23 protein-coding genes are annotated in these 26,322 nt (G+C 76.1%); 11 read left to right on the forward strand and 12 right to left on the reverse strand.

What is annotated here, in order from left to right; all coding sequences use genetic code 11:
* Window positions 1–126: 126 nt before the first annotated feature.
* Complete coding sequence (locus ACRAKJ_RS15840; RefSeq protein ID WP_438926966.1) at window positions 127–912, forward strand: MEDS domain-containing protein; 786 nt, start codon at window positions 127–129, stop codon at window positions 910–912.
* A 25-nt stretch (window positions 913–937) separates the two neighbouring features.
* Here ACRAKJ_RS15840 and ACRAKJ_RS15845 read toward each other — a convergent pair whose 3' ends face one another.
* From ACRAKJ_RS15845 to ACRAKJ_RS15870, 6 genes are all read right to left on the reverse strand, one after another.
* Window positions 938–1,900, reverse strand: a complete 963-nt coding sequence (locus tag ACRAKJ_RS15845) for a methyltransferase domain-containing protein (RefSeq protein ID WP_438926967.1) — start codon at window positions 1,898–1,900, stop codon at window positions 938–940.
* The gene (locus tag ACRAKJ_RS15850; RefSeq protein ID WP_438926968.1) at window positions 1,897–2,841 is read right to left on the reverse strand and encodes an alpha/beta fold hydrolase; all 945 of its coding nucleotides are present in this window, start codon (window positions 2,839–2,841) and stop codon (window positions 1,897–1,899) included. The genes ACRAKJ_RS15845 and ACRAKJ_RS15850 overlap by 4 nt, the downstream gene beginning before the upstream one ends.
* Window positions 2,838–4,151, reverse strand: a complete 1,314-nt coding sequence (locus ACRAKJ_RS15855) for a YcaO-like family protein (protein ID WP_447009015.1) — start codon at window positions 4,149–4,151, stop codon at window positions 2,838–2,840. The genes ACRAKJ_RS15850 and ACRAKJ_RS15855 overlap by 4 nt, the downstream gene beginning before the upstream one ends.
* A 389-nt stretch (window positions 4,152–4,540) precedes the next feature.
* On the reverse strand, window positions 4,541–5,494 hold the full coding sequence (locus ACRAKJ_RS15860) for an anti-sigma factor RsbA family regulatory protein (RefSeq protein WP_438923351.1): 954 nt from the start codon (window positions 5,492–5,494) through the stop codon (window positions 4,541–4,543).
* Between the two features lie 467 nt (window positions 5,495–5,961).
* Window positions 5,962–6,258: an STAS domain-containing protein gene (locus tag ACRAKJ_RS15865; protein WP_438923350.1), complete on the reverse strand. Its 297-nt coding sequence runs from the start codon at window positions 6,256–6,258 to the stop codon at window positions 5,962–5,964.
* Window positions 6,258–10,421 (reverse strand): SpoIIE family protein phosphatase, encoded by a 4,164-nt coding sequence (locus ACRAKJ_RS15870; RefSeq protein WP_438923349.1) that lies wholly within the window; start codon window positions 10,419–10,421, stop codon window positions 6,258–6,260. Before ACRAKJ_RS15870 ends, ACRAKJ_RS15865 begins: the two co-directional genes overlap by 1 nt.
* 208 nt (window positions 10,422–10,629) lie before the next feature.
* On the opposite strand from ACRAKJ_RS15870, the gene ACRAKJ_RS15875 reads away from it, so the two are divergent.
* A complete protein-coding gene (locus tag ACRAKJ_RS15875; RefSeq protein ID WP_438923348.1) occupies window positions 10,630–10,992 on the forward strand; it encodes an anti-sigma factor antagonist in 363 nt (120 codons plus the stop codon).
* A gap of 6 nt (window positions 10,993–10,998) precedes the next feature.
* Here ACRAKJ_RS15875 and ACRAKJ_RS15880 read toward each other — a convergent pair whose 3' ends face one another.
* From ACRAKJ_RS15880 to ACRAKJ_RS15890, 3 genes are all read right to left on the reverse strand, one after another.
* On the reverse strand, window positions 10,999–11,436 hold the full coding sequence (locus tag ACRAKJ_RS15880) for an ATP-binding protein (protein ID WP_447009016.1): 438 nt from the start codon (window positions 11,434–11,436) through the stop codon (window positions 10,999–11,001).
* Complete coding sequence (nhaA, locus tag ACRAKJ_RS15885) at window positions 11,433–12,731, reverse strand: Na+/H+ antiporter NhaA (protein ID WP_438923346.1); 1,299 nt, start codon at window positions 12,729–12,731, stop codon at window positions 11,433–11,435. The genes ACRAKJ_RS15880 and nhaA overlap by 4 nt, the downstream gene beginning before the upstream one ends.
* A 142-nt stretch (window positions 12,732–12,873) precedes the next feature.
* A complete protein-coding gene (locus ACRAKJ_RS15890; protein WP_438923345.1) occupies window positions 12,874–13,659 on the reverse strand; it encodes an alpha/beta fold hydrolase in 786 nt (261 codons plus the stop codon).
* 217 nt (window positions 13,660–13,876) lie between these two features.
* Between ACRAKJ_RS15890 and ACRAKJ_RS15895 the strand changes: the two genes are divergently transcribed.
* A complete protein-coding gene (locus tag ACRAKJ_RS15895; protein ID WP_438923344.1) occupies window positions 13,877–14,971 on the forward strand; it encodes an acetate/propionate family kinase in 1,095 nt (364 codons plus the stop codon).
* 54 nt (window positions 14,972–15,025) lie between these two features.
* Here the strand turns inward: ACRAKJ_RS15895 and ACRAKJ_RS15900 are convergent, their stop codons facing one another.
* Window positions 15,026–15,406: an anti-sigma factor antagonist gene (locus tag ACRAKJ_RS15900; protein WP_438923343.1), complete on the reverse strand. Its 381-nt coding sequence runs from the start codon at window positions 15,404–15,406 to the stop codon at window positions 15,026–15,028.
* A gap of 383 nt (window positions 15,407–15,789) precedes the next feature.
* On the opposite strand from ACRAKJ_RS15900, the gene ACRAKJ_RS15905 reads away from it, so the two are divergent.
* The 7 genes from ACRAKJ_RS15905 (at window position 15,790) to ACRAKJ_RS15935 (ending at window position 21,441) form a co-directional block, all read left to right on the forward strand.
* Window positions 15,790–16,194, forward strand: a complete 405-nt coding sequence (locus ACRAKJ_RS15905) for a YciI family protein (protein ID WP_438923342.1) — start codon at window positions 15,790–15,792, stop codon at window positions 16,192–16,194.
* A 143-nt stretch (window positions 16,195–16,337) separates the two neighbouring features.
* Window positions 16,338–17,240 (forward strand): hypothetical protein, encoded by a 903-nt coding sequence (locus ACRAKJ_RS15910; RefSeq protein ID WP_438923341.1) that lies wholly within the window; start codon window positions 16,338–16,340, stop codon window positions 17,238–17,240.
* Window positions 17,241–17,257: 17 nt separating this feature from the next.
* On the forward strand, window positions 17,258–17,959 hold the full coding sequence (locus ACRAKJ_RS15915) for a hypothetical protein (RefSeq protein ID WP_438923340.1): 702 nt from the start codon (window positions 17,258–17,260) through the stop codon (window positions 17,957–17,959).
* 32 nt (window positions 17,960–17,991) lie between these two features.
* Window positions 17,992–18,900: an Rv0361 family membrane protein gene (locus ACRAKJ_RS15920; protein WP_438923339.1), complete on the forward strand. Its 909-nt coding sequence runs from the start codon at window positions 17,992–17,994 to the stop codon at window positions 18,898–18,900.
* A 207-nt stretch (window positions 18,901–19,107) separates the two neighbouring features.
* Entirely contained in the window at window positions 19,108–20,196 is a 1,089-nt protein-coding gene (locus ACRAKJ_RS15925; RefSeq protein WP_438923338.1) for an alpha-lytic protease prodomain-containing protein, read from the forward strand.
* A gap of 115 nt (window positions 20,197–20,311) precedes the next feature.
* Complete coding sequence (locus ACRAKJ_RS15930) at window positions 20,312–20,956, forward strand: FCD domain-containing protein (protein WP_438923337.1); 645 nt, start codon at window positions 20,312–20,314, stop codon at window positions 20,954–20,956.
* Complete coding sequence (locus ACRAKJ_RS15935; RefSeq protein ID WP_438923336.1) at window positions 20,953–21,441, forward strand: OsmC family protein; 489 nt, start codon at window positions 20,953–20,955, stop codon at window positions 21,439–21,441. Before ACRAKJ_RS15930 ends, ACRAKJ_RS15935 begins: the two co-directional genes overlap by 4 nt.
* Before the next feature lie 81 nt (window positions 21,442–21,522).
* Here ACRAKJ_RS15935 and ACRAKJ_RS15940 read toward each other — a convergent pair whose 3' ends face one another.
* On the reverse strand, window positions 21,523–21,768 hold the full coding sequence (locus ACRAKJ_RS15940; RefSeq protein WP_438923335.1) for a three-helix bundle dimerization domain-containing protein: 246 nt from the start codon (window positions 21,766–21,768) through the stop codon (window positions 21,523–21,525).
* A gap of 206 nt (window positions 21,769–21,974) precedes the next feature.
* Here ACRAKJ_RS15940 and ACRAKJ_RS15945 point away from each other — a divergent pair, with 206 nt between their 5' ends.
* Window positions 21,975–23,435, forward strand: a complete 1,461-nt coding sequence (locus ACRAKJ_RS15945; RefSeq protein WP_438923334.1) for a protein kinase domain-containing protein — start codon at window positions 21,975–21,977, stop codon at window positions 23,433–23,435.
* Between the two features lie 31 nt (window positions 23,436–23,466).
* Here the strand turns inward: ACRAKJ_RS15945 and ACRAKJ_RS15950 are convergent, their stop codons facing one another.
* Window positions 23,467–26,313 carry a BTAD domain-containing putative transcriptional regulator gene (locus ACRAKJ_RS15950; protein WP_438923333.1) on the reverse strand — a complete coding sequence of 949 codons (2,847 nt, stop codon included), beginning with the start codon at window positions 26,311–26,313 and terminating at the stop codon, window positions 23,467–23,469.
* Window positions 26,314–26,322: the final 9 nt, after the last annotated feature.

The raw sequence follows: 26,322 nt of genomic DNA on the forward strand, positions 1-26,322 counted from the left end.
CCACCGAACGGCGTGTCGCCCGGAAGGGTGTGCTCAGGTCGGAGGCGGGACACGTAGGCTCTGCGCATGCAGTCGTCGGCCGTGCGTGACGGTGGGCCGCGTCCGGGGCCCCGCAGCCACCAGTGCTTGCGCTACGAGCAGCGGGACGAGTTCGACGTCCGCGCTCGGGAGTTCCTGCTGGCGGGGTTGGCCGCGGGGGAGCGCGCCCTCTACATCGCCCCCGACGCACCCGACGTCCTCGTCGAACGGGTGCGGGCGACCGACGCCCTCGCCGAAGGGCTCCGGCGTGACGCCGTGCGGGTCGCGTCGCTGGAGGCGACCTACACGGCGGCGGCCGTGGTCGACCCCCGCACGCAGGTGGAGACCTACGCCGCGGCCACCGAGGAGGCGCTCGCCGACGGGTTCACCGGCCTGCGCGTCGCCGCCGACGCGACCTCGCTCGTGCGCACCCCTGCCCAGTTGGACGCCTTCGCCCGCTACGAGCACCTGGTCGACCGCTACATGGCCACCCACCCCATGTCGGCGATGTGCGCCTACGACCGCGCCGAACTCGGTGACGACGCCATCGCCCAGCTCGCCTGCCTGCACCCCGAGGCCGGTGACGGCACCTCGCCGTTCCACCTGCACGCCCACGCGCCGGCCGGGGCGGGCGCGGTGCTGGAGGGCGAGCTGGACCTGGAGTCCCACGAGCTGTGGCCGCTCGCGCTGGAGCGCGCCGACGTGCCGCTCGACGGCGGCGAGGTGGTGATCGACGCGACCGACCTGGAGTTCATCGACCACCGCGGCCTGCTCGCGCTGGCCGACCACGCCGAACGGCGCGGCGCGACCGTCGTGCTGCGGACCCGGTTGTTCCACGCCGCGCACCTCCTGCGGGCGCTCGACGTCCGCGGTGTCCGCGTGGAACAGGTCTGACGGGCGCCGGCACCCGGTCCCGCCGTCACCCGGCGGCGGGCGGACCGGGTCGGCCGAGCACGTAGAACTGGAACAGCCCGGTGCCGTCGGGCAGCGCCCCGACCGCGTCGCGCACCCGCAGGCCGGTGACGCGCGCGGCGCGGTGGACGTCGAGCAGCACGGACGTGTGGCCGAAGACGAAGGCGTGCCCGCCGGGCGCCACCAGGTCGGCCAGCCGGCGGAAGGCGGGCAGCGCCGCCGCGCGCGGCACGACCTCGGCGTTGAGGAAGCGCACCACGAGCAGGTCCACCGAGCCCGGCGCCAGCGGTGGGTGCGCGGCGTCGGCGACCAGCACGTGCGGGAGCCCGGCCGCCGCCCGTCGGGCCATCGCGGGGGAGAGGTCCGCCCCCACGCAGCGCGCGCCGGGCAGGGCGTCGGCCAGGTGGCGCAGGTACGCGCCGGTGGAGCAGGCCGGGTCGAACACGACGGGCGCGGCGCAGGCCGGCAGACCGGTGGGGAGCAACCCGGTGGGGAGCAACCCGGCGGCGAGCCGGGCGCCGTGCACGCGGAAGTGGTGCTCGGCGTCGTCCAGGGTGCCGACCAGGGACTGGTGGTCGTCCCACGCGCCGGGCGGGCAGGTCTGCTCGCGCAGGTCGTCGTCGAGCACGGGGAACGGGAAGACCAGCTCGGTCTCCCCGGGCCGGCCGAACAGGTCGTGCCGGCGGGCTTCGGTGCAGGCGCGGTAGCGGAAGTCGACGCCGCCGCCGTGCCGGTGCAGGCCCAGGAAACGACCCATCACCATGTGCGGGCGCACCACGCTGAACCCCGCCGGGGTGGTGAGCAGCCGCCGGCCCAGCCAGGTGCCGTCGGGCCGGCGCAGCAGGAAGTACTGGTTGAGGCTCGGCGGGCAGTCCTCGCGCCAGACGCGCACCCGGCCGGGCGGACCGAAACCCGAGGCGTGCACGGTGTCGCGGACCCGGCGCTCCCGGCGCAGCAGCGCGACGCTCACGACGTGCCCTTCACGACGTGCCCCTCACGACGCGCTCCGGCGACCGCCGAGGCGGCGGCGCGCAGGCGCGTGCGCACGCCGGGGTGCAGGACCGAGTGGCCGGCGTCCACCACGGTGACCTCGGCGTGGGGCAGCGCCGCCGCCAGCGCCGCCGTGCAGCGCAGCCCGGTCGGGTCGCCCGCGCCCTGCACCACGTGCACGGGCACGTGCCGGGGAACGGTGCCCAGCGACGGCAGGACCCCGTGCGGCGGCAGGAAGAAGTCGTGCGCGACGTAGTGCGCCTCCACGGCCACGGACTCGGCCATGCCCGGCTCCGGCGTCACCCGCTCGGGCGCGTAGGGCAGGCCGGCGCACGCGGCGTCGAAGGCGACCCACCGGCGGACCGCGCCGAGGTGGTCGGGGTGCGCGGGGTCCAGCGCGCGGCGCAGGTGGGCGCGCGCCGGGTCGTCCCGCTCGCGCTCGTCGAGGGACTCGGTGAAGCGGCGCCACGTCGCCGGGTCGAGGTCGGGGTGCCACCGGCCCACGGCCGGGTCCTCGTGCCGCCCCAGGTACGGCGCGCCGAGCAGCACGGCGTCGGCGGCCCCGCCGTGCCGGGCGGCCCACAGCAGCGCCACGGCCGCGCCCCACGAGAAGCCCAGCACCGTCCAGGTGTCGACGCCCAGGTGGGCGCGGAGCCGTTCGAGGTCGGCGACCAGGTCGTCGGTGGTGTTGTGCGCGCACCGGCCGCGCGGGGCGGAGGCCCCGCAGCCCCGCTGGTCGTACCGCACGACGTGCCACCGCGCCGGGTCGACCAGGGCGAGGTGGCGCGGGCTGCTGCGCCCGCCGGGACCGCCGTGCACCAGCACCAGCGGCGCGCCGCCGGGGTTCCCGTCGCGCCACCACCTCAGGCGGTGCCCGCCGCCGACGTCGAGCAGGCCGGTCGCCGCGCCCCGCCCGGTCACGGGTTCCTCAGGCGGCGGGCGCGCGGGCCGGGCAGGGCGACGTGCCCGGCCGTGACCAGGTGGAAGCGCTCCAGCCCGGGGCAGTGCACCTGCACGGTGGTCGTGCCGTGCGCCAGGCCGGCCAGCCGGCGGACCAGCACGTCGTGCCCCGCGCGCAGCACCCGTTCGGTGATCTCCCGCCGCAGCGCCGGCACCGGGGCGGGCGGGACGTCCTCGCCGAACCGGGCCGCGGTGCCCGGCGTGTCGACCGCCTCGTCGGGCACGTCCACCGAGGCGGCGGCCAGCAGCCGGGGGTGGCGGCCCAGGGCGCGGGCGACCGCCGCGCCGGTGGCGCTGTCGTCCACGCCCCGGGTGACCAGCGCGGTCTGCACGAGCTCGCCGACCGCGCGCCGCACCGCGTGCCCGGACGAGGTGGACGCGCCGAGCCCGTAGCGGTGCCGCGCCGGACCCGGTCCGCCGCGGTCGAGGGCCAGCACCACCGGCACGTCCAGGTCGGTGGTGAGGTCGACCAGGTCCACCCGGCCGCCGAGGACGTCGTCGGCGGCGGCGAGCAGGTCGGCGGTGTCGTCGGCCAGCAGGTGCCGGGCGATCCGGCGCGGCGGGGTGGCGCGGTCGTGCACGCAGCGCAGCAGGAACAGCGAGAACGCGTCCCGCTCCGCGCACTCGCCCAGGGCGTGCAGCACGGCCTCGTCCTCCGTGGCGCCGATCGCGCAGCCGGTGTTGACCGAGTACGACTTCACCCGCGCGTAGTCGGTGTCGTCCCCGAGCCCGCGCCGCCACCCGGCCCGCTCACCCGAGGTGGACCACGGGGCCCAGAGGAACAGCGGCACCTCGACCCGCCGGCCGTCGCGCACGTCCGCGTGCGGCAGGCACGCCACGTGCGCCCGCGGCTGGGCGCGGGCGAGTTCGGCGACGGCCGCGTCGACCGCGAGGGGGCCCCGCGCCAGCTCGGCGACCGGCACGGCGAGCACCGGCAGGTCGTCGGCCAGGGCGGGGCCGGTGAACACGTGCTCCAGGGACTCGAACAGGGCGCCGACGGTCGCGGTGGCCACGTCGCCCTTGCCCGAGCCCGCGCCGCCGACGACCGGGGCGCCGGTCGCGTCGACCAGGGCGCAGCGCACGGCGGTCAACGGCGCGTCGGCCAGCACCTCCAGCTCGGCCCGCCACCCCAGCGCGTCGAGTTCGGCGCACGCGCGGTCCCGCGCGCCGGGCAGCGGCAGCTCGCGCTCGCGGGGCGGTCCGCCCGGCGCACGGCCGCGGGCGGACTGCGGCGCAGCCGCCCGCGGCCGGGTGGGAACCGGTGCGGTCATGTCAGCGGTCGGACCCGGCGGACTCCGCGGTGTCCTCGGACTCCACCTCGGTGGCGACGTCGGCGGGGATCTCGGTGTCCTCGACCTCGGCGGCGTTGAAGCTGACCAGGTAGCCCATGGTGTCTCCAGATTCGTCGAACCGGATGTGCGGCGACGGGCCGCGCCCGTCGAGGACAGGGTTGCACCCACGTCGGCCGCGCGGACCGCGTCGGCCGCGCGCCCCACTCCCGGGTCGACGCGTCAGCCCCGGCGGTGACGGGGGAACCGGTCCGGTCACGCACCGCACGCAGCGGTCACTCGGTGTGCACGCCCGGCCGGGCAAGCGGGTGCCGCGAGCGGCGGTTCCGCGCCGGAGGGGTGTGCGCGCCGGCGGGGTGTGCGCGCCGGGCTCAGCCCAGGTCGGCGTGCAGGCGCACGGTGGTGCGCCCGGCCCGGTGGTCGACCTCCAGCAGGTCGCAGAACTGGCGCACGAGCCACAGGCCGCACCCCCGCCGCAGCCCCGGGTCGGGCGGCAGGTAGCCCTGGTACCAGTCGACGGGACCCGCGCCCGGGTCGGTGACGTCGCAGATGACGCGCGGACCCACGCGGCGCAGGGTCACCTGCCCGCCGCCGCCACCGTGCCGGACGGCGTTGGTGGCGAGTTCGTTGACGCTGTAGACCAGCCGCGCGACGGCCTCGCCGGACATGCCCAGCGCGGCGGCGGTCCGCGCGACGAAGGCGCGCACGGCCGACAGGTCGGTGCCGAACCGCAGCACGGCCTCCTCGCCGTCGGCGCGCAGCGGGGCGAGCCGGCGTTCCCAGGAGCCGTCCGCGGCCGTCGGACCGGTGTAGTGGTCGCTGGCCCGCGCGGACCGGCCCACGGCCAGCTGCGGGTGGGTGCGCCGGGCGTCGTCCACCACGTGACCGGGCAGCACGCGGGTGTCGTACGGGCAGACGATCCACGCCGGGCAGTCGGCGAAGGCGAGGTTGATCACCGACTCGTAGCGCGTCCACTCGGCCGTCTCCAGCTCGTCGCGGCCGTGCCACACCGGCTCGCCGATCACCCGCACCCGGGGGTGCGGGCCCTTCACCGCGTGCCGGTCGACGTAGCGGTGGTAGGCGCTCAGCGTGCGCCCCGGCGCCCGGTACCAGTCCTCGGCGTCGACGAACTCCACCCGCCCGGCGGACTCGCCCAGCGCGCGGGCCAGCAGCGCGGCGTTGGCGGCGGTGGTCACCGCGAGCACGGCGTCGCCCCGCTCCAGGCCATCGGCGCAGAACGGCGCGGTGGCGGACAGGAACTCGTCGTCGCTGCCGTAGACCAGGCCCTGGTGGACCAGGGTCGGCGGGTGCGGGGCGGCGGTCACGCGCCCACCTCCTGTGCGCTGACGACCGGGGCGGGGGCGGCGGACGTCGGGCGCGGGCGGGAGCCGCGGTCCCCGTCCAGGACCCGCCGTTCCCGACTGCCGTGCGTGATCACGTCCGCCCCAGAGCTCCCGCCGGGCCCAGTTCCGGGCCGTTGCGCGTCAACAGTAACCCGCCGGGGGGCGGGCCGGTACGCGTGGCACCGCCGTCGCCCGCCCCGCGCGCCCGGCCGGCGGGCGGCCGTCCGGTGCGCGGTGGTGGGTGCCACGGCGTCCGGGAGGCGGCACCGGCGCGTTTCCCGACCTGGTCGGGTGGTGAAGGCGCCGGGGGTCGGGGGGCGTGCCCCCGGCGCTGTCCGGTCTATCGCCCCGGCCCGTCACCGCGAAACAGGCTCACGTGTCGTTCACCCGAACGGATGAAGCCAAAAGGGGGTACCCACCCCTGGAAGCCCACGTCAGGGGGACGGCGCTCAGCTCCCGCCGGGGGAGCGGACGACCACCACGTCCGCCAGGCCCGAGATGGTGATGACCGGTTCCAGCAGCGGCGCGGCGAGGAGTTCGATGCGGTCGGCGTGGTCGAACAGGACGCTCAGCCCCGCGCTGTCCAGGTACTCGACCTCGGTCAGGTCCACCACGAGCCGCCCCGGCAGGCCGTCGAGGGCGGCGGCGAGGGCCGGGGTGTTGCTCAGGTCGATCTCCCCGACGGCCTTGAGGACCGCCGTGCCGTCCGGGGCGCGGCCGGGGGTGAGGGTGAGGGGCGTGGTCATCAGGGGATCCTCAGGTGCATGTCGACGGTGGTGCCCCCCGGACCGGGGGTGATGGTGACGCGCTGCATCAGCGCGCGCATCAACGTGACGCCCCGACCGCGGTGCCGGTCGACCTCGGGCTGCGGTGTCCGCCAGCGGCCGGTGTCGACCACGGTCAGGCGCAGGTCGTCGACGAGCGCCTCGGCGCGGAGCCGGACCGGGTCGCCGGTCGCGTCGCGGTGGCCGTGCTCGACGGCGTTGGCGCAGGCTTCGCCGGCGGCGATCAGGACGTTCTGGACGTCCTGCGCGGGCAGGCCGCAGCGGGTCAGCCAGCCGCGCAGGGTCTTGCGGACCGGCGCGAGCTGGGCGGCCTCGGCGGGGAAGGACAGCTCCAGCGGGGCCGGGTGGCGGTAGAGCAGGAGCGCCACGTCGTCGTCGTAGCCCCCGGCCGGGGCCAGCCGGGCCATCACCTGGGTGGCGAGGTCGTCGAGGGCGGTGTCGCGGCCCTCCTGGACGGCCTGCCCGGCCTGGTCGATGCCCGCGGTCAGCGGGCGGCGGCGGCGTTCGACGAGGCCGTCGGTGTACATGAGCAGGGTCGCGCGGGGCGGCAGGGTGCACTCGGCCTCGGGGCGCCGCACGCCGGGGCGCACGGCGAGCGGCGTCGAGCCGCCCTCGTCCAGCAGCCGGGTGGTCCCGTCCGGGTGGGCGAGGATGGCGGGCGGGTGGCCGGCCCGGGAGTAGACCAGGTGACCCGTCTCCGGGGTGAGCACGCCGCAGAAGACCGTGGTGCACACGGCGCCGGGCACGCCCGCGGCGAAGTGGTCCAGGGCCGACAGCGTGCGGGCGGGCCCGACGTCCTGCAGCAGCAGGGCGCGGCAGGCGCTGCGCAGCTGCCCCATCACCGCGGCGGCCTCCAGGCCCCGGCCGACGCAGTCGCCCACCACGATGCCGATCCGGCCGTCCGGCAGCGGGACGGTGTCGTACCAGTCGCCGCCGACCTCCAGGGGACGGGCCGCGGGCTCGTAGCGGACCACGAAGCCCTCGGGCAGGCTGGCGGGGCCGAGGATGGCGCGCTGGAGCGCGATGGCGGTCTCGCGCTGCTGGTCGATCTGGTGGGCGCGGCTCAGCCCCTGCGCCAGGTGCCCCGCCAGCAGCGACAGCAGGACCTTGTCCTCGTCGGTGAACGGCCGGTGGGCGTCCAGGTCGAGCCAGAGCGCCATGGTGCCCGAGGGGTGCTCCAGGGTGATGCCGGTGCCCGTCGCCCCGACGCCGGTCTGGCTCAGCAGGGGGCGTTCGCGCAGCGCGCCGAGGGTCGCCCGGTGCTGCTCGTCCAGGGTGTCCCAGTCCAGGCCCGGTTCGGTGGCGGCGAGCTGCGGCGCGTCGCGGTCGGTGAAGACGGCGGCCAGGACCCGGCGGGCGCGCCACAGCTCCCGGAACTCGTCCAGCGCCCCGTCCAGCGCCTCGGGCAGGCTGGTGGCCCGGGTCAGGCGCATGCTCAGCGCGGCCAGGGCGGTGTCGCGCTGGATGGCGTAGTGCTCGGCGGTGACGTCGCGGAAGGTGCCCACGACCACGGTGCGCCCGGTGTCGGGGTCCTGGGCGGAGTTGAACGTGACGCTGATCCACAGCTGGTGGCCGTCGCGGTGGGTCACCGGCACCGTGTAGCTGCCCCGGCCCCGGGCCACCAGGGCGGCGAAGGCGTCGGCGACCTGCTCGTGGGCGCCGGGGTCGGTGCGGGCGTCCGGCCACCACGGGTGCACCGGCGCGTAGGGCAGGCCCTCGGCGCCGTAGCCGAGGATGTCGGTGAAGGCGGTGTTGATCTCCACGACGGCGCCCTCCTCGTCGCAGACGAAGAACGCCTCCTGGAGGGAGTCGATCAGCGCGGTGCGCCAGCGGGCGTGGTGGTTGCGCAGGCGGGACAGCTCGACGTTCGCCCGCACCCGGGCCAGCAGCTCCGCCGCGGCGAACGGCTTGACCAGGTAGTCGTCCGCGCCGGCGTGCAGGCCCTCGATGGACGCCTCCTGCCCGGCGCGGGCGGACAGCAGCAGCACCGGGACCGCCGCGGTGCGCGGGTCGTTGCGCAGCGCGCCCACCAGCGCCAGGCCGTCCAGGCGGGGCATCATCACGTCGCTGACGAGCAGGTCGGGCTCCCGGACGCGGACCGCCTCCAGCGCCTCCACGCCGTCGGTGACGGCGTGGACCCGGTAGCCGGCGTCGGACAGCAACCGGGTCAGGTACCCGCGCATGTCGGCGTTGTCGTCGGCGACCACCACCGTCGCGGGCACCGAGGGGCCGTGCGCCCCGCCGTCGTGTCCCCCGCCGTCGGGCGCCTCGCCGTCGGGCCCGTCGTCCCCGTCGGGCAGCCAGCGCAGGGCTTCCTGCACGTACGGGGCGGCGGTGCCGGCCACCGGGGTGGCGGTGCCGGCCGGCACCAGGGCGTCGGCGGGCAGGTGGGCGGAGCCGAAGGGCAGGCGGATGGTGAAGGTGGTGCCCCGGCCCTCGGTGCTGTCGGCGGTGATGGTGCCGCCGTGCAGGCCGACCAGCTCCCGCACCAGGGCGAGCCCGATGCCGCTGCCCTCGGTGGAGCGGGAGCGGGCGTGCTCGATGCGGTGGAAGCGCTCGAACAGCCGGGGCATCTCGTCGGCCGGGACGCCGATGCCGGTGTCGCTGACGGTGACCACGGCCTCGGGCCCGTCGGCGCGCACGGACACGCCGACCGAACCGTCGAAGGTGAACTTCAGCGCGTTGCTGAGCAGGTTGAGGACCACCTTCTCCCACATGCCGCGGTCGAGGTGCACGGGTTCGGGCAGCGGCGGGCAGTCGACCTCGAAGGCCAGGCCGGCCCGGTCGACCGCGGAGCGGAACACGCCGGCCAGCTCGGCGGTGACGGCGGACAGGTCCACGGGTTCGTAGCCGGCCTGCATCCGGCCGGCCTCGATGCGGGAGAAGTCCAGCAGCGTGTTGACGAGCTTGCCCAGCCGCAGCCCGTTGCGGTGGACGAGCCCCAGCTCCTGCGACGCCTGCGGGTCCGACCCCGCCAGCCGGTCGCGCAGCTCCGCCACCGGCCCCATGATCAGGGTGAGGGGGGTGCGGAACTCGTGGCTGATGTTGGAGAAGAACGCGGTCTTGGCGCGGTCCAGCTCGGCCAGCTCCTCGGCCCGCCGCTGCTGCGACTGGTAGGTGCGGGCGCTGGCGATCCCGGTCGCGACGTGGCCCGCGACGAGGTCGACGAACCCCCGGTAGCCGTCGTCCAGCGGCCGGTAGCGGTTCAGCCCGATCACCAGGAACCCGTAGGGCGCGCCGCCCTGCTGCTGCAACGGCGTCACCAGCGCCTGCGCGGGCGGCTGCGGCCAGTCGCCGCCCGGCAGCCCGGTGAACGGCTCGCCGTGCAGCGCCACCAGCGCGGTGTCCCCGCGCGCGGGGACCGCGGTCGGCCACACCGGGCCCTGCTCGCCGGCGGGCAGCGCGGCGGGCGCGATCGGGTGGTCGGCGGGGACGCCGGTCGTGGCCGCCAGCCGCGCGCCGCCGTCGTCCTGGAACAGGTAGGTCAGGGTGAAGGGCAGGTCGCGCAGGTTGCGCTGGAGCTGGCGGCCGGCGAAACCGAGCATCTCCTCCTCGGTGCGCACCACGCTGGGGTCCGAGCCCAGGTCGCGCAGCGTCGCCATCCGCCGCTCGCCGACGACCCGGTCGGTGTCCTCGCTGACCACGCACAGCATCCCGACCACGACGCCGTCGTCGTCGCGCAGCGGGCTGTAGGAGAACGTGTGGTAGCTCTCCTCCGGGTAGCCCGACCGCTCCACGAACAGCAGCAGCGCCTCGTCCCAGGTCGCCCTGCCGGTGGTCAGCACGGTGTCGATCCGGGGCCCGATGTCGCCCCAGATCTCCGCCCACACCTCGGCGGCGGGCCGGCCCAGCGCCCACGGGTACTTGCGGCCCAGCGTGTCGCGCCGGTAGGCGTCGTTGCAGAAGAACGTCAGCTCCGGTCCCCAGGCCATCCACATCGAGAACCGGGACGACAGCAGGATGCTCACCGCGGTGCGCAGGCTCTGCGGCCAGCCGTCCGGCGACCCGAGCGGGGTCGTCGCCCAGTCGACGGCGGCCAGGTGCCGGCCGACCTCGTCGTCCGCGGCGAACACGTCGGTGCCCGCCCTCGGCCACCCGTGCCCGGTGTCGTCGGAACGCGCCACTGGAGACCCCTTCGTACGCGCCGACCAGGTCCGGGACCGCTGCCCCGACGTGCCACCGGCCGTCGATCACCGCCGCCGTGGGAACCCGGAGACGCGGTCCGTAGGATAGGAGATCACACCTGGTGGGTGGCTGTCCGGGGCACGGGGACGCGGTCCGGGAACCCGCTCGACCGACGACCGCCCGAAACCCACCACGCAGGGAGAACCGGTGACCGATCGCGTCTTCACCGTCAGCACCAGTTCCCAGCCCGGGGGGCCGGCCGTGCTCCGGGTCTCCGGCGAGCTCGACCACCACACCGCGCCCCAGCTGAGCGAGGCCGTCCACGCGGTGCCGTCGACCGCCGGCATCGTGCTCGACCTGACCGGCCTCTCCTACTGCGACTCCACCGGCATCACCGTGTTCGTCACCGCCCACCAGCGGGCCGAGGCCGCCGGCGGTTCCCTCGACCTCGCCGGTCTCAGCCCCGACCTGACCCGCGTGTTCGGCATCGTCGGGCTCGACCAGGTCCTGTCGCTGCACCCCACCGTCGAGCAGGCGCTCCGGTCCGCGCACGCCCGGCGCGGCGCGTAGGGCGGGTCAGCCGCACGCGACGGTCGCCCACACCGTCTTGCCGGTGGGCGTGGGGTTCCACCCCCACCGGTGGGACAGCTCCCCGACCAGCACCAGCCCCCGGCCGCGTGTCCCGGCCAGGCGTGACCGGCCCGGCACGGGCGGCCGGGACGACGGGTCGTCGACCTCGATCCGCACCCGGTCGAGCGGCCCGAGGTTGCGCAGCAGCCGCAGCACCGTCGGCCCGCGCGCGTGGTCGTGGGCGTTGCCGACCAGTTCGGTGACGACCAGCAGGAGGTCGTCGAGGACGTCGGTGCCCGCCAGGCGGGGCACCCCGTCCGCCACCCAGCCGCGCACCCGGGCGAGCTGCGGGGCCTGCCCGGTCACGTCCCAGACCAGCGGGTTGTTGCTGATCAGCGGCGCGGTCACCCCGCGCCGCCCGGTCGCCGGTGGGCGTCCGGTCACCCGGCGCCGCCCGGTCGCTGGTGGACGTCCGGGACGCCGTCCCGGTCGTCGTCCCGCGTCTCCTCCTCGTGGATGCGGCGGTGGACGCGGTTGCGGGCGCGCAGGATCAGGGTCGCGACCAGGGCGGCCAGCAGGGACCCGAGGAGGACGGCCACCTTGGCGTCGTCGTACTGGGTGGTGCCCTCGCCGAACGCCAGTTCGCCCACCAGCAGCGAGACCGTGAAGCCGATGCCGCCCAGCACGGCCAGGCCGACCACGTCCACCCAGGCCAGGTCGTCGTCCAGGGTCGCCCTGGTGAAGCGGGAGACCAGCCAGGTGCTCGCGGTGATGCCCACGAGCTTGCCCACCACGAGGCCCGCGACGATGCCGAGGGTCACGGTGTCGGCGAGGGACGCGGCCAGGCCGTCCAGGCCGCCGATCCCCACGCCCGCGGCGAAGAACGCGAAGACGGGCACCGCCACGCCCGTCGACACGGGCCGCCAGCGGTGCTCGAAGTGCTCCGCCAGGCCCGGGCCCTCGCCGGCCTTGCGGCGGATCACCGGGACCGCGAAGCCGAGCAGGACGCCGGCCACCGTGGCGTGCACGCCCGAGGCGTGCATCAGCGCCCACGTGGCCGCGGCCAGGGGCAGCAGCAGCCACCAGGAGCGGACCCGGCGCTGCACGAGCACCGTGAACAGGGCCAGCGGGACCAGCATCAGCAGGAGCGGCGTCACCGCCAGGTGGTCGGTGTAGAACAGCGCGATGATCACGATGGCGATCAGGTCGTCCACCACGGCGAGCGTGAGCAGGAACGTGCGCAGCGCCGAGGGCAGGTTGCGGCCGATCACCGCCAGGACGGCCAGGGCGAACGCGATGTCGGTCGCGGTGGGGATGGCCCAGCCGGCGGCCGCGTCCGGCGAGCCGAGGTTGACCAGGGCGTAGATCAGGGCGGGCACGGCCACGCCGCCGAACGCCGCCGCCACCGGGACGGCCGCGCGCCGCGGGTCGCGCAGGTCGCCCGCCACGAACTCGCGCTTGAGCTCCAGGCCCGCCACGAAGAAGAAGATCGCCAGCAGGCCGTCGGAGGCCCACTGGCCCGCGGTCAGCCTCAGGTGCAGCGACCCGGGGCCGAACTCGACCGCGCGCAGCGCCTCGTAGGTCGGTGCCCACGGCGAGTTCGCCCAGACCAGGCCGAGCAGGGCGGCCACGAGCATGATCACGCCGCCCACGGTCTCCAGGCGGAGGATGTCGGCGACGCGCTTGGCCTCGGGCCACGAGCCGCGGTCGAAGAGCTTGGCTGCGGTGCTGCGGTTCACGGGCGGCTCCTGGGGTCGGTCGGGCGCGACGCCGACCAGGCTTCCCGGCACACCATGCCCCGTCAGGAGCAACGCCACGACCCTAACGGCGGGTGCCGGGCGGCGCAAAAGCTCCGGGGCCGTGCCCGCCGGCGCCGGCCGGTCACGACCGGTCCGGGACGCGCGGCAGCGCGCGGGTGATCCGGGCGACCTCGGCGGGCGCGGAGTGGTGCGCGGCGTGCGCGGCGCCGGCCAGTTCGACGAGGTGGCCGCGCGGGAGGAGCGCCGCCACCTCGCGGGCCCACTCCCGCGACACGATCGGGTCGCCGCTGCCGCGCACCACGGCGGTCGGCGTGCGGAGGTGACCGAGGTTGAGCTCGACCGGGTCGTCGAGCAGGTGGCCGAACGTGGCGGCGATCCGGCGCGGACCGCAGGTCAGGTAGTCGCGGGTCAGCAGCGGGACCAGCGCCGGCCGTTCGCGCGGCACGTCGGCCAGCAGCCGGGCCAGCTGCCTCGGCGTCGACCGGGCGTGCCGGTCCACCGTCGGGCTGACGAGGACCGCCGGGCCGAGCAGGTCGGGGGAGTGCACCGCCAGGTCCGCGACGACCTGGCAGCCCGCGGAGTTGGCCACCAGCGCCGCGCCGCCCCGGCCGGTCGCCCGCAGCCAGTCGGCCAGTGCGCGGGAGAGCCCCCGGACGTCCAGCGCCTCGCGCGGGCCGGGCGTGCGGCCGAAGCCGGGCAGGTCCACCGCGGCCACCCGCGCACCGGGTGCGAGGCACCGGGCCAGCGGCAGGAAGTAGCGGTGCGAACAGCCGAGGCCCGGCACGCACACCACGTCCGGCGCACCGCGCGGTCCCAGCACGGCGGCGTGCACGCGGGTGCCCGCGACCTCGGTCAACTCGGCCGACACCCGGTCCGGGCGGGTGGCCGTCGGGGCGGGACGGGTCACCGCGCGCAGGCCCGGGTGCTCATGGGCGGCGGGTACCCCTTGATCACCCCCGTGAACCGGCGGCCCTGCCCGGCCTTGCCCGGCCCTGCTCGGCCTTGCTCGGCCCTGCTCGGATGCGGTGGGCCGCCGCGGGTATCGCACGGCCGTGCCGCGGGTAGCCCGACCGCATGATCGACGTGTGGAGGCGGTCCGCGACCGACGTGCGGGGGTGGGCCGCGTGAGCGCCGTCCTGACCGTCAACGCGGGCTCGAACAGCCTCAAGGCGCACCTGGTGGACACCGGCTCCGAGGAGGTCCTCGACTCGGCCGAGGTCGAGCACCCGCCGGACTCCGACGAGGCCCGCCGCGCCCTGGACGACCTGCTGGGCGGCGCGGACGACGTCGTCGCGGTCGGCCACCGGCTGGTCCACGGCGGACCGGACCTGCGCTCGCCGACCGCGGTGGACGACGCGGCGCTCGCCGCCGCCCGCCGCGCCGAGGCGCTGGCCCCGCTGCACGTGCCGCCCGCGCTGCGGCTGCTGGACGTGCTGCGCGAACGCCTGCCCGACGTGCCGCACGTGCTGTGCCCGGACACCGCGTTCCACGCCGACCTGCCCGACGTCGCCGCCACCTACCCGCTGCCCGCGTCGTGGCGGGAGCGGCACGGCCTGCGCCGCTACGGCTTCCACGGCCTGTCCTACAAGTGGGCGCTGGACCGCACCGCCGCGCTGCTGGACCGGCCCGCCGACCGGTTGACCGTGCTGATGACCCACCTGGGCGGCGGCTGCTCGGTGTGCGCGGTGCGCGACGGCCGCAGCGTCGACACCTCCATGGGCTTCACGCCGCTGGAGGGCGTGCCGATGTCCAAGCGCTCCGGCAGCGTCGACCCCGGCCTGCTGCTGTGGCTGCTGCGCCACGGCGGCGTCGGGCTGGACGACCTCGAACACGGGCTCAACCACGAGTCGGGCCTGGTCGGCCTGTCCGGCGGCCGGTCGGGCGACACCCGCGACCTGGTCGCCGCGGCGGGGGAGGACCCGGCGGCGGCGTTGGCGCTGGCGGTGTTCGCCCACCGCGTGCGCCGCGAACTCGCCGCCGCGGCCACCTCGCTCGACCGGCTCGACGCCCTGGTGTTCACCGGCGAGATCGGCTGGGACCAGCCCGAGGTGCGCGCCGACGTCGTGGCCGGCCTGTCGCTGCTCGGTGTCCCCGCGGACCTGGTGGCGGACCCCGGCGGCGACGGGCCGGTCAGCCCGCCCGGCGCCGCCGTCCCGGTGCTCGTGGTGCGCCCGCGCGAGGAGCTCCAGCTCTGCCGCGCCACCCTGGCCGCCCTGTGAGATCCCGGCCGGCCCCGTGAGACCCCGGCCGCCCCGTGAGGCGGGTGCGGGACCTTACGCGGACATCACCAGCAGCGACCTGACCGCGTCCTGCGCGGTCGGGTGGACCCGCACGGCCTGGTCCACGAAGGTGATCGACAGGGGGCGCAGCACGGCGCGGCGGTCGGTCGCGACGACCAGCGCTATCCCCTGGCGGTGCGCCCGCTGCACGGAGTCCACGAGCAGCCGGATCCCGGTCGAGCCGAAGAAGTCGGTGCCGGTGAGGTCCACGACCAGGCCGGTCGGCCCGCGGTCGAACGCCGCGTCGAGCGCGGCGCGGACCTGCTCCTCGCAGGCGATGTCCACCTCGCCGATGAGTTCGACGACGGCGATGCCGCCGTGGGCGATGTGGGAGTTGATCGTGACGGGTGCGGTCTGCGAGCAGGTTTCGCCCATGGGGGGCTCCTCGATCGGCGTGAACGTCGACAACCGAGCTTCTGCTCAACCCGGACCGCGGCTCCGCGTGACGGTGCACGACGGTTGTCACCCACGGTATCGGACAGCTGGTCGAACGACAACGACCCGGTGGTTGCTGTCACGCAACAACCGACGGACATGACTATTGTCGGATTGTTGAACAATCCTCCTCGGTGGGTAGGCTTCTGCTACCTGGTGGGCGCTCTCCAGCCCCGCGCCGAAAAATTCTTCGCCGACGTGCCGAAGAATTTTCGCCGACCTGTCGAACCCCGGGGTCGTCGTTCGTCGCCCGGGTGAGGATCGATCACCGTGTCCGGGGTCGGCCCGACCACCTGTCCTCACCTGACCACTTAGGAGTGGCAATGCGGTTCCTGATGATGCACCGGCTCGACGAGAGCGCCTCGGAAGCCTGGAACCCCAGCCCGGAGTTCATCGACAAGATGGGCGCGTTCATCCAGGACTGGGTCGACCGGGGCGTCCTGATCACGGCCGAGGGCGTCCACCCGTCCGTCATGGGCGCACGCGTCCGCAAGGCCGCCGGCGCGGGGCTCACCGCCACCGACGGGCCGTTCACCGAGGCCAAGGAGGTCATCGGCGGGTTCGCGCTCATCAACGCGAAGGACAAGGCGGAGGCCGTCGAGTACGCCGGGCTCTACGCGGACCTGTTCGAGGAGGTCGAGGTGGAGGTGCGCCAGGTCGTCGAGTTCGAGGACCTGCCCGACCAGGCCCAGGCCGCCGGCCACGGTCGGGCGGCCGGCCACTCCTGATCGGCCGACCTCGCCGCGCCGCGCCGACCTCGCCGCGCCGTGCCGTCCGGGCACGTCGCGGCGAACCGGGACCACGGCCCGCCGCGACGCCCTACCATCCGGGCAGGCACGTCGGGTAGGGGTGCCCGAGGGGGGAGTGCGCCATGACCAAGCGGTCCGCGACCGCGCGCGGGTTCCTGACCGCGCTGCTGCTGGCGGTGTCCGGCGTCGTCGGCGTGTCACCGGGCGCGGCGCTCGCGCAGGCGGACTGCGCGGCCGAGCAGTCCGCGCTGGACCAGGTCCACCAGCAGATCAGCACCCACAACGCCAAGCCGCACGTCTTCGAGCTCCCCCGGCAGGCGGGGGAGCTGGCCGCCTACGACGCCGAGGCCGCCGCGCTCAACACGGCGCAGCAGACCGCGATCACGAACCTCGGGGGCTGCCGGCAGCGGGTCCTGCAACGGGACCAGGCGCTCGCGGAGCTGGCGGACGCGCGCCCCGGCTCGCCCGCCGTCCCGACGCCCAGGCCGGACACCCTCCAGCGGCTGGAGCAGGAACGGGCCAAGCTGCCGCCGGGCTTCACGTCACCGGTCCGCGCGCCGGACGCGAAGGGGCGCTGGCGGGTGGACAAGGGCACGCCCCCGCGTCCCCTGTACGAGGCGCTGCGCGAGGTGACGCCGCCCGGCAACTGGGGTGCGGGCACCACCCTCCAGGGCGTGTCCAGGCCGAAGGTCGGCGACCGCAACCCGGCGCTGCACCCGAGGCACACCATCGGCGCCAACGCCAAGGGCGAGCCGCAGGTGTCGCCCGACCACGTCGTGCCGCTGACGGAGATCGTCCACATGCCGGGCTTCCTCCAGCTCAACGCCCGGAACATGTACTCGGTCGTGAACTCGCCCCTCAACCTCCAGTGGATGGCCTCGCGCACCAACATCTCCAAGGGCTCCAAGAGCGCGGGGGTCGTGACCCGGTTCGACCCGGCGTGGTCGACCGCCCAGGTGGCGCTGGAGAACAGGATCAGGCCGCGGTTGCAGGACCTGATCGCCAGGCTGCTCGCGAGCCAGTGATGAGCGAGGATGGCGGCATGACGGACTTCGACCTGGCGAGGATCGTCGCCGACGTCGCCGGGAGCAACCCCGCCGCGCTCGTCCGGCCGGGGTCCCCGGAGGCCGCGGCGGTGCCGCCGAGGTGGCGGGCCGTCGCCTCGGGTACCGACGCGGCCGCCCGGTGCTCGGCGGCGCTGGCCCTGTGGAACCAGGACTTCCTCGACCTGCTGCCGAGCTTCGCCGCGGTGTTCCGCGAACGGCTGGCGGACGTCCGCGCGTGCCGGCTGCGCGACGACTGGGTCCTGCTCTACCTCGCCCGCGACGCGGTCGACCCGCACGTCGTCGTGTGGATCGGCTGGGACCCGGCGGCCGGCGGCGACGCGCGACCGGAGTTCTGGGACAGCCTCCCGGAGCCCGCGCGGCGGTTCCTGACGGACGTGCACGCGGGCTTCACGGGGCCGGACTGGGAGTCGCACGGCCTCGTCGGACCGGCGCGGATGACGACGTTCGCGGAGTGGTTCGACCTCGACGAGGAGGCCGTCGAGGACTGGGACGAGGACGCCGAGGTCGCGGCGGGGCGGATGGCGGTCGTCACCACCAACGGCTCGACGCTGTACTACTGCGTCTCCCCGGACGTCCCGCCCGGCCGGGTCGTCCTCGTGCACGAGGACGACGTCGACGCGGAGCCGGAGTTCGGCGAGGCGCTGGACCAGTTGATGAGCCGGCGGTTCTCGGCCTGAGGCCGGGGCGTCGGGCACGTGGAAGGGGAGACGTGGCACAACCACCGTTGGAACCGGCCGGGGAGGCGGGGGACACCGGGAAGGCCGAGGAGGTCGGAGGGGCCGGGGGGTTCGTCGACCCCGACCCGACGCCGCCCGCCGGTCTGCCCATCGCGCCGCCCGACGCGGTGCCGCCCGCCGCAGTGCAGGCCGACGCAGTGCAGGCCGACGCAGTGCAGGCCGACGCAGTGCAGGCCGACGCAGTGCAGGCCGACGCGGTGCCGCCCGTCGCGGTGCCGCCCGGTGCTGTCCAGCCCGCTGTTGTCCAGCCCGCTGTTGTCCCGCCCGGGGGCTTCGCGCAACCGGGGTTCGACCAACCGGGTTTCCCACCGCACGGTTTCCCGCAGGACCCCGGCTACCCGCAGCACCCCGGGTATCCGCAGCAACCTGGCTACCCGCCACACCCCGGCTACCCCTCGCACCCCGGGTACCCGCCGCCCCCGGAGCAGGCTCGCCCGGACCCGGCCCGCCGCAAGCGCCGCCGCGTCGTCCTCGCCGTGGCCGCGGCCGTCGTGCTCCTCGTGGCCGCCGGCGTGCTGTTCTTCGTCCTGCCCGACCGCGACGAGCGCGAGGTCGAGCGGGTGGCCGACGAGTTCGTGACCGCCGTCGACGGGGCGGACCAGGCCGCGGTGGCGGCCCTGCTCTGCGAGGAGGAGGCGGCCGGGCTCGCCCCGGACGACGAGGAGCCGGCGGGGTCGCCGGAGGACGCGCCGTCCACGCCGGCCGGACCGGGGTTCGCCCGCGACATCACCGGTGTGCGGGTCGTCGAGGACGTCGCCGAGGTCCGCGTCACCCGTCCCGACCAGGAGCCGTTCTCGCTGTACCTGCGCCGCGAGCAGGGTGCCTGGAAGGTCTGCGCCCCGGCCGAGGGCCGGTTCCGCGAGGTGGCCGGACCCTCCTGAGGCGAACGCACGCGGTGCCGCCGGCCGGTGGGGCGATCGGGTGTCGCCGTCATCCGGTTGCCGCACCCGGCCCACGGCTGGTAGCCACCCGGCGTCGCGGCACGCCGCCGGAGTGCCGCAATAGCCGCTTCCGGGCCGCACGAGGGCTGCCGTAGCGTCGGTCGACAGGTGCACCGCCGTCCGTCACCCCTGCTCTTGGAGGCGTTCGTGTCCCGTCGTCCCCTGCACGCCCTCATCGCCTGTGCCGGCGCTGCCGCCACGGCCCTCGCCCTGACCACACCCGCCGCGGCTGCTCCATCCACATTGGACTTATCGGTCGAACCCGCCGCCCTCGCGGAGGTGCAGCGGACGCTCGGCGAGCGGTTGGGCGACGCGTACGCCAACTCCTGGCTGGACCCCGACGGCAAGCTGGTCGTGGGCATCACCGACGCTTCCCGCGCGGCGGAGGTGCGCGCCGCCGGCGCGGTCGCGAGGACGGTGTCCCGCAGCGCCGCCGAACTCGACTCGGTGAAGTCCACGTTGGACAAGAAGGCCGAGGGCGTACCGGACTCGGTGACCGGCTGGTACGTCGACGTGGTGGCCAACGAGGTCGTCGTGTCCGTGCTCGGCGACGACGCGGCCGGCCTCGCCTGGGCCCGCTCGACCGGCGGCTCCGCCGTGCGCGTGGACCGGGTGACCGAGGCGCCGCGCCCGATGTGGAACATCATCGGCGGGCAGGCCCTCTACTTCGGCGGCGGGCGCTGCTCGGTCGGGTTCAACGCCCGCAACTCCGCGGGCGCCCGGTTCGTGATCACCGCCGGCCACTGCACCGAGCTGGGCGGCTCGGTCTCCGGCACGGGCGGCGCGATCGGCTCGGTGGTCACCACCTCCTTCCCCGGCAACGACTACGGCACCGTCCGGGTCACCAGCTCCAGCGCCGTCTCCACCGCGCTGGTGGACCGCTGGTCCAGCGGCAGCGACGTCACCGTCGCGGGTTCCTCGGTCACCCCGGTGGGCGGCGGGATCTGCCGTTCCGGTTCCACCACCGGCTGGCGCTGCGGCAGCGTGCAGGCGACGAACCAGACCGTGAACTACGGCGGCGGCGACATCGTCTCCGGCCTGACCCGCACCAACGCGTGCGCCGAGCCCGGCGACTCGGGCGGCTCGGTCGTCAGCAACCCCGGTTCGGGCACCCGCGTGCAGGCCCAGGGGCTGACCTCGGGCGGTTCCGGCAACTGCTCGTCCGGCGGCACGACGTTCTTCCAGCCCATCAACGAGGTGCTGTCGGCCACCGGCCTGGCGCTGGTCACCGGCTGACCGGTCGCGCGCCCTCCCGGTCGTCCGCTCCCCGCGCGGGGGCGGGCGACCGGCGCGTGCAAGGGGGTCGACACCGCCCGCATCCTTTGTATACATTGCATGCAGAGGAGGTCGGGTGAAGACGGTCTACGACGAGCTGCGCGACCTGATCGTGCTCGGCGACTACCCGGCCGGGCAGCCGGTCGGCGAGCTGGAGCTGTGCGAACGGCTCGGCGTCAGCCGCACGCCGGTGCGCGAGGCGCTGCGGCGCCTGGAGGGCGACGGCCTGGTCCGCGCCGCGCGCCGGGGCGTGACCGTGGTCGAGCTGGGCGGCAAGGCGCTGCGCGACGCCTACCTCGTGCGCGCCTCGCTGGAGGCGCTGACCGCCGAGCTGGCCGCGCGCCGCCACCGGGCGGGGGAGCTGTCCCCGGCCTCGCTCGGCCGGCTCGTCGAGCACGCCGACTTGGCCGACCGGGCGACGCGGCAGGGCGACCTCGTCGCCGGCGTGCGGCACAACCGGGCGTTCCACCGGTGCGTGGCGGTGCTCGCCGACAACCCGCCGGCGCTGGAGGTCCTGGACCGGACCTGGGACCAGATCGTGGTCTCGACCCGCGCGTCGCTGACCGCGCCGGCCAGGCCCGCGCTGGTGGACGACGAGCACCGGCGGTTGATCGCGGCCATCACCGCGGGCGACCCCGACGCGGCGGCGACCCACGCCCGCGAGCACGTCCTGTCCACCGCGGACGTCCTGACCGGCAGAAGGGGAGAGGAGCCGGCGTGAACGGCGAGCACCACTACGAGGTCACCGTGCGCTGGACCGGCAACACCGGTCCCGGCACCGCCCGCTACCGCGACTACGGCCGCGACCACGACGTGCTCGCCGCCGGCAAGCCGCCGCTGAGGGCCAGCGCCGACCCGGCGTTCCGCGGCACGCCCGACCGCTGGAACCCGGAGGAGCTGCTGCTGGCCTCCCTCTCGCAGTGCCACATGCTCACCTACCTCGCGCTGTGCGCCCGCAACGGCGTGGTCGTCACCGGGTACGCGGACTCGGCGAGCGGGGTCATGCGGGAGGAACCGGGCGACAGCGGCCGGTTCACCGAGGTCGTGCTGCGGCCCGAGGTGGTCGTCGCCGACCCCGGCACGGTCGACGCGGCGCGCTCGCTGCACGAGGCGGCGCACCGCGCGTGCTTCATCGCGAACTCGGTCAACTTCCCGGTCCGGCACGAGCCGGTGGTGTCGCACGACGCGCGTGCCGTCACGGGCTGAGCGGGCTGGGCGAGCTGAGCGGGCTGGGCGAGCCGGGCCGTCGCGGGCCGGGCGGGCCCGAGCGGGGTGGGGCGTCGGCGGTCAGCGGCCCGCCCGCAACCGCTGCTGCGCGGCCCGCGCCGCCAGGATCGGCAGGAAGTTCCGCACCCGCGCGTGCCGCGCGAGCCGTTCGTAGGCGTCGGTGACGGCCCGGCGGACGACGTCGTAGCCCACCCGCCCCGACAACCGCCGCGTCAGCTCTTGGGCGGCCTGGTCCAACTGGACCTCGACCCGGGCGTGCAGCCCGCTGGGATCGCGCACCTCGTGCCCCGACAGCTTGTCCGCCATGACGACCTCCGGTTCGTGGGACCGCACCGGGATCGGCCATTGTGGTTAACCGGCGGTGCACACCGATCAAATTCCCGGTTAACGACTGTGCCGCGGCCGGCGACCCGACGCCCGACCTGGGATTCGACCACGACAACCGCCCCGTCCTGTCGAGACGGTCGGGCGGGCTCGCGTTTGCGCGGGCGTCGGCGGGGGCACACGGTGGTGTGCACATCCCAGGTCCGGAGGAAGCGACGGCGGCGCCGACCGCCGGCGGGGAACTGCTGGCCGGCCGGTACAGGTTGGGCGAGGCGGTGGGGGTCGGCGGCATGGCCGAGGTCCACCGCGGTTGGGACGTGCTGCTGCGGCGCCACGTCGCGATCAAGGTGTTCCGCCCCAACGACGACCTCGACGCGGCGCGGCGGTTCGACAACGAGGTGCGCACGCTCGCCAACCTCTCCCACCCCGGCCTGGTCCGCGTCTACGACGCCGGCACCGACGGGCGCGTGCCGTTCGTCGTGCTGCACCTGGTCGAGGGGCAGACGCTGCGCGACCTCGTCGCGCGCGGACCGCTGCCGGTCGACGCGGTGCGGCGGCTGGGCGCGCGGCTGGCCTGCGCGCTCGCCTACGTGCACGACCAGGGCGTGGTGCACCGCGACGTCAAGCCGTCGAACATCCTGCTCGACGAGGACGACGAGCCCTACCTCGCGGACTTCGGGCTGGCCCACCTGACCGGCACGACCCGGTTCACCCGCGACGACCAGATGATCGGCACCGCCGCCTACCTGGCCCCGGAGCAGGTGCTCGGCGCCGACGTGGGCCACGCCGCCGACGTCTACGCCCTCGGGCTGGTCCTGCTCGAATGCCTCACCGGGAAGCGCGAGTACCCGGGCAGCGAGGTCGAGACGGCCGTCGCGCGCCTGCACCGGTCGCCGGTGCTCCCGGCGGACCTGCCCGACGACCTGACCGCGCTGCTGGGTGCGATGACCGCCACGGCCGCCGACCAGCGCCCCACCGCCGAGGACTGCGCCCGCGCGCTGCACGCCGACGAGCTGCCCGTGCGGCCGGTCGGACCGCGCGCCGCGCCCCTCCTGCCCCCGCCCGTTGAGCACACGCTCGCCGAGCACACACCCGCCGAGCGCATCGCCGCCGAGGACGTGGCGGTCGGGCGCGCGGCGAGCGCGGCCGAGCAGACGATGCCGGCGGTCACCGTGCGGCGGGTGCCCAAGGGCAAGCTGCTCGCCACGGCCGCGTCGCTGGTGGGCGCGTTCGCCATCACGTGGGCCGTGCTGCCGGGCGCCCAGCCCGCCACCTCGACCCCGACGGACGCGGGCACCGGGAGCACCGCCACCACCCAGGCCGGCACGCCCGCGCCGGAACCCGCCGTGCACTCCCTCGTCGGCGGGGACGCCGACGCCGGTCCGGACGCGGTGATCGCCCCCACCTCCGGGGCGCAGGAGCCCTCCGCGCCGCCGAGCACGACCAGCGCCCCGCCGCAGCCGACCACCAGCGGCGCGGTCCCGTCCGGCGAGCCGGTGCCCTCCACGGAGCAGTCGCTCCCCGCGGAACCGCCGGTGACCTCCGACGTTCCCCAGCCGACCTCGGGCGCGCCGGAGCCGAGCGTCCCGCCCACCGAGGAGTCCGAGGTGGCGGACGTCCCCGAGCCGCCCACCGACACCATGCCCTGACCCGGCGCCTGGCACCCGGCACCGCCACCCGTCATCCGTCGCCTTGTCGCCGGCGGGGCCCGGCGGTGGCGCGGTCGAGGTCGTCGAGCTGCCGCCGGACGCGTTCGGCGTCGGCGTCGCGGCCCAGCCGGCGGTACAGCTCCAACGCCTCCCGCCACACCGCACGGGCCTGCTCGTGCTGACCCAGGGCGGCGTGGGGGTGGCCCAGCCGGTCGAGGATCGTGGCCGCCTGGGTGGTGCTGCCCAGGGTGCGCAGCAGCACGAGCGCCTGCCGGTAGTGGTGGGTCGCCTGGTGGTGCCGGCCGGTGTCGTGCGCGATGAACCCGAGGCTGTCCAGGGTGTTCGCCTCGCACTCGGGGCTCGGGTGGAGCCGGTGCAGGGTGAGGGCGGCCTCGCAGTGGTCGCGGGCGGCGTCGTAGTCGCCCAGGCGGGCGGAGTGCCAGCCCACCGCGTTGAGCGCGACGGCCTCCCGCACCGGCTGGTCGAGGGTGCGGTAGAGGTCCAGGGCGTGACGGGCGTGCTCCAGGGCCCGCCGGTCGTCACCCCGCCGCTCCCAGGCGGTGGAGAGGGCGTGGTGGGTGTGGGCCTGCTGGGAGGGGTCGCGGTGGTGCTCGGCCAGGGCGAGCGCCCGGTGCAGGTGCTCGACCGCCTCCTCGTGCTGCCCCAGCTCGGCGTGGGCGTGGCCGAGGAGCCGGTGGGCGAGGACGCGCGCACCGTGGTCGGGCAGGTGGGCGGCGGCGTCCACGGCGGTGCGCCACGCGGTCAGCGCGTCGTGGCGGTGCCCGCGCCGCTGCTGGAAGGTGTGCAGGGTCCACGCCAGGTGCCACGCGGCCCGGTGGCGCTGGTGCTCGGCCGCCGTGCGCTGGGCGGCCAGCAGGTGCGGGCGGTGGGTGTCCAGCCAGGCCAGCGCCGCCAGGCGGTCCGGCAGCGGGTGGGGGTGGGCGCCGGGGACGGGCGGGTCGAGCCGGATCGGCGTGCGGTTGGGGCTCAGGAGGCGGTCGGCGGCGTGGGCGGTGTGCCGGTAGAAGTCGACCACCCGCTCCAGCGCCGCCTGCCGCACGGGTTCCGGGAGGTGGTCGTGGGCGGTGGCGGCGGCGTAGGCGCGGACCAGGTCGTGCAGGGCGTACCGGCCGCCCGGCGCGTGGGTCGCGAGGGAGGCGTCGACCAGCGCGTGCAGCGCGGTGCGGGTGTCGCGCGGGGACAGGCCGATGAGGCTCGCGGCGGCGGGCAGGTCGACGTCCGGGCCGGGTGCGGTGCCGAGCAGGGCGAAGGCGGTGCGGTGCCGGTCGGCGAGGTGGCGCAGCGACCAGGACAGGACGGCGGGCAGGCTGGTGTCGGGGTCGTCGGAGTCCAGTGCGTCGAGGCCGAGTTCGCGCAGGTCGGTGACGGTGTCGTGGAGCAGGTCGGGGGTGCCGCGGACGCGGGCCGCGATCAGGCCGAGGGCGAGAGGGAACCCGCCGCACAGCGCGATCAGTTCGGTGACGGCCCGGTTGGCGGCGGTGGTGCGGGTGGTGCCGAGTGCGGAGTGGAGCAGGGTGCGGGCGTCGGTGTCGGTGAGGACGTCGAGGTGGAGGGGGTGGGCCCCGTGGCGGGCGGGGAGGGCGGGGAGCCGGTTGCGGCTGGTGATCAGGACGGTGCAGGAGTGGCCGCCGGGCAGGAGCGGGGTGACCTGGTCGGCGGTGGCGGCGTTGTCGAGGAGGATGAGCATCCGCCTGCCGGTGGTGTGGGTGCGGTAGAGGGCGGCGCGGGCGTCGAGGTCGTGGGGGTGGTGGTCGCGGTCGACGCCGAGGGCGGCGAGGAAGTCGCCGAGTACGCCGGCGGCCTGCTTGGGTGTGTCGGGGCTGAAGCCGCGCAGGTCGGCGGTGAGTTGTCCGTCGGGGAAGCGGTGGGGCTCGCGGTTGGCCCAGGCGAGCGCGAGCCAGGTCTTGCCGATGCCGCCGGTGCCGCTGATCACGGCGATCGTCGCCGCGCCGGTGCCCCCGGGCGGCGGGTCCGGGTGGACGAGGACGCGGTCGAGTTCGGCCAGCTCGGCCGCGCGGCCGGTGAACGGCCCGGGTGCGGCCGGCAGCTGGAGCGGCACCGGAGGTCCGCCCGGCGTCACCGGGGGCATGGCCGGCGCCACCGCGGCCGCGGGCAGCGCGGGGTCGGCGTTCAGGACGCTCCGGTGCAGCTCCTGGAGCGCGGGGCCCGGGTCGGTGCCCAGGTCCCCGGCCAACCGCTCCCGCAGGTGCCGGTAGTGCGCCAGCGCGTCGGCGGTGCGGCCGGCCTGGTGCAGGGCCAGCACGTACTGGCCGGCGACCCGCTCGTCCAACGGGTGCTCGGCCGTGCGCGCGGCCAGCTCGGCCACCAGGTCCGGGCCCTGGCCCAGCCGCAGCCGCGCGTCGGCCAGGTCGTGCCGAGCGGCCAGCCGCTCCCGCTCCAGCACGTCCCGCTCGGCCTCGGCCCACTCGCCGCCCAGACCGGCCAGGGCCTCGCCGCGCCACAGCTCCAGCGCCTCCGCGCACGCCCGTGCGGTCGCCGGGACGTCCCCGGCCCGCGACCGGTCGCGGGCCTCGGCGCACAGCTGCCGGAACCGGTGCAGGTCGACCGCCGCCTCGTCGGCCACCAGCACGTAACCGCCCGACCGCTGCCTGATCGCCACCCCGGCCGCGGGTTCCAGCGCCTGGCGCAGGCGGGAGATGTAGCTGCGCAGCGTGGACCGGGCCCGCGGCGCGGCGGCCGGACCCCACACCCGCTCGACGAGCCGGTCCACCGGCACCACCCGGCCGGCGTCCACCGCCAAGGCGGCCAGCACGCACCGCTGCCGCGCGGGCCCCAACCCCACGCGGTGCCCGTCGACGCGCGCGACCACCTCACCCAGCAGGCGCAACACCACCACGGCGGCCCC

The organism is Saccharothrix sp. DSM 118769 (genome assembly GCF_052936295.1).

Coding starts and splice junctions, on each gene's coding strand:
- ACRAKJ_RS15915 (WP_438923340.1), top strand. CDS start 17,258: ATGACGGACTTCGACCTGGCGAGGATCGTCGCCGACGTCGCCGGGAGC.
- ACRAKJ_RS15905 (WP_438923342.1), top strand. CDS start 15,790: ATGCGGTTCCTGATGATGCACCGGCTCGACGAGAGCGCCTCGGAAGCC.
- ACRAKJ_RS15855 (WP_447009015.1), bottom strand. CDS start 4,151: ATGACCGCACCGGTTCCCACCCGGCCGCGGGCGGCTGCGCCGCAGTCC.
- ACRAKJ_RS15900 (WP_438923343.1), bottom strand. CDS start 15,406: ATGGGCGAAACCTGCTCGCAGACCGCACCCGTCACGATCAACTCCCAC.
- ACRAKJ_RS15940 (WP_438923335.1), bottom strand. CDS start 21,768: ATGGCGGACAAGCTGTCGGGGCACGAGGTGCGCGATCCCAGCGGGCTG.
- ACRAKJ_RS15865 (WP_438923350.1), bottom strand. CDS start 6,258: ATGACCACGCCCCTCACCCTCACCCCCGGCCGCGCCCCGGACGGCACG.
- ACRAKJ_RS15910 (WP_438923341.1), top strand. CDS start 16,338: ATGACCAAGCGGTCCGCGACCGCGCGCGGGTTCCTGACCGCGCTGCTG.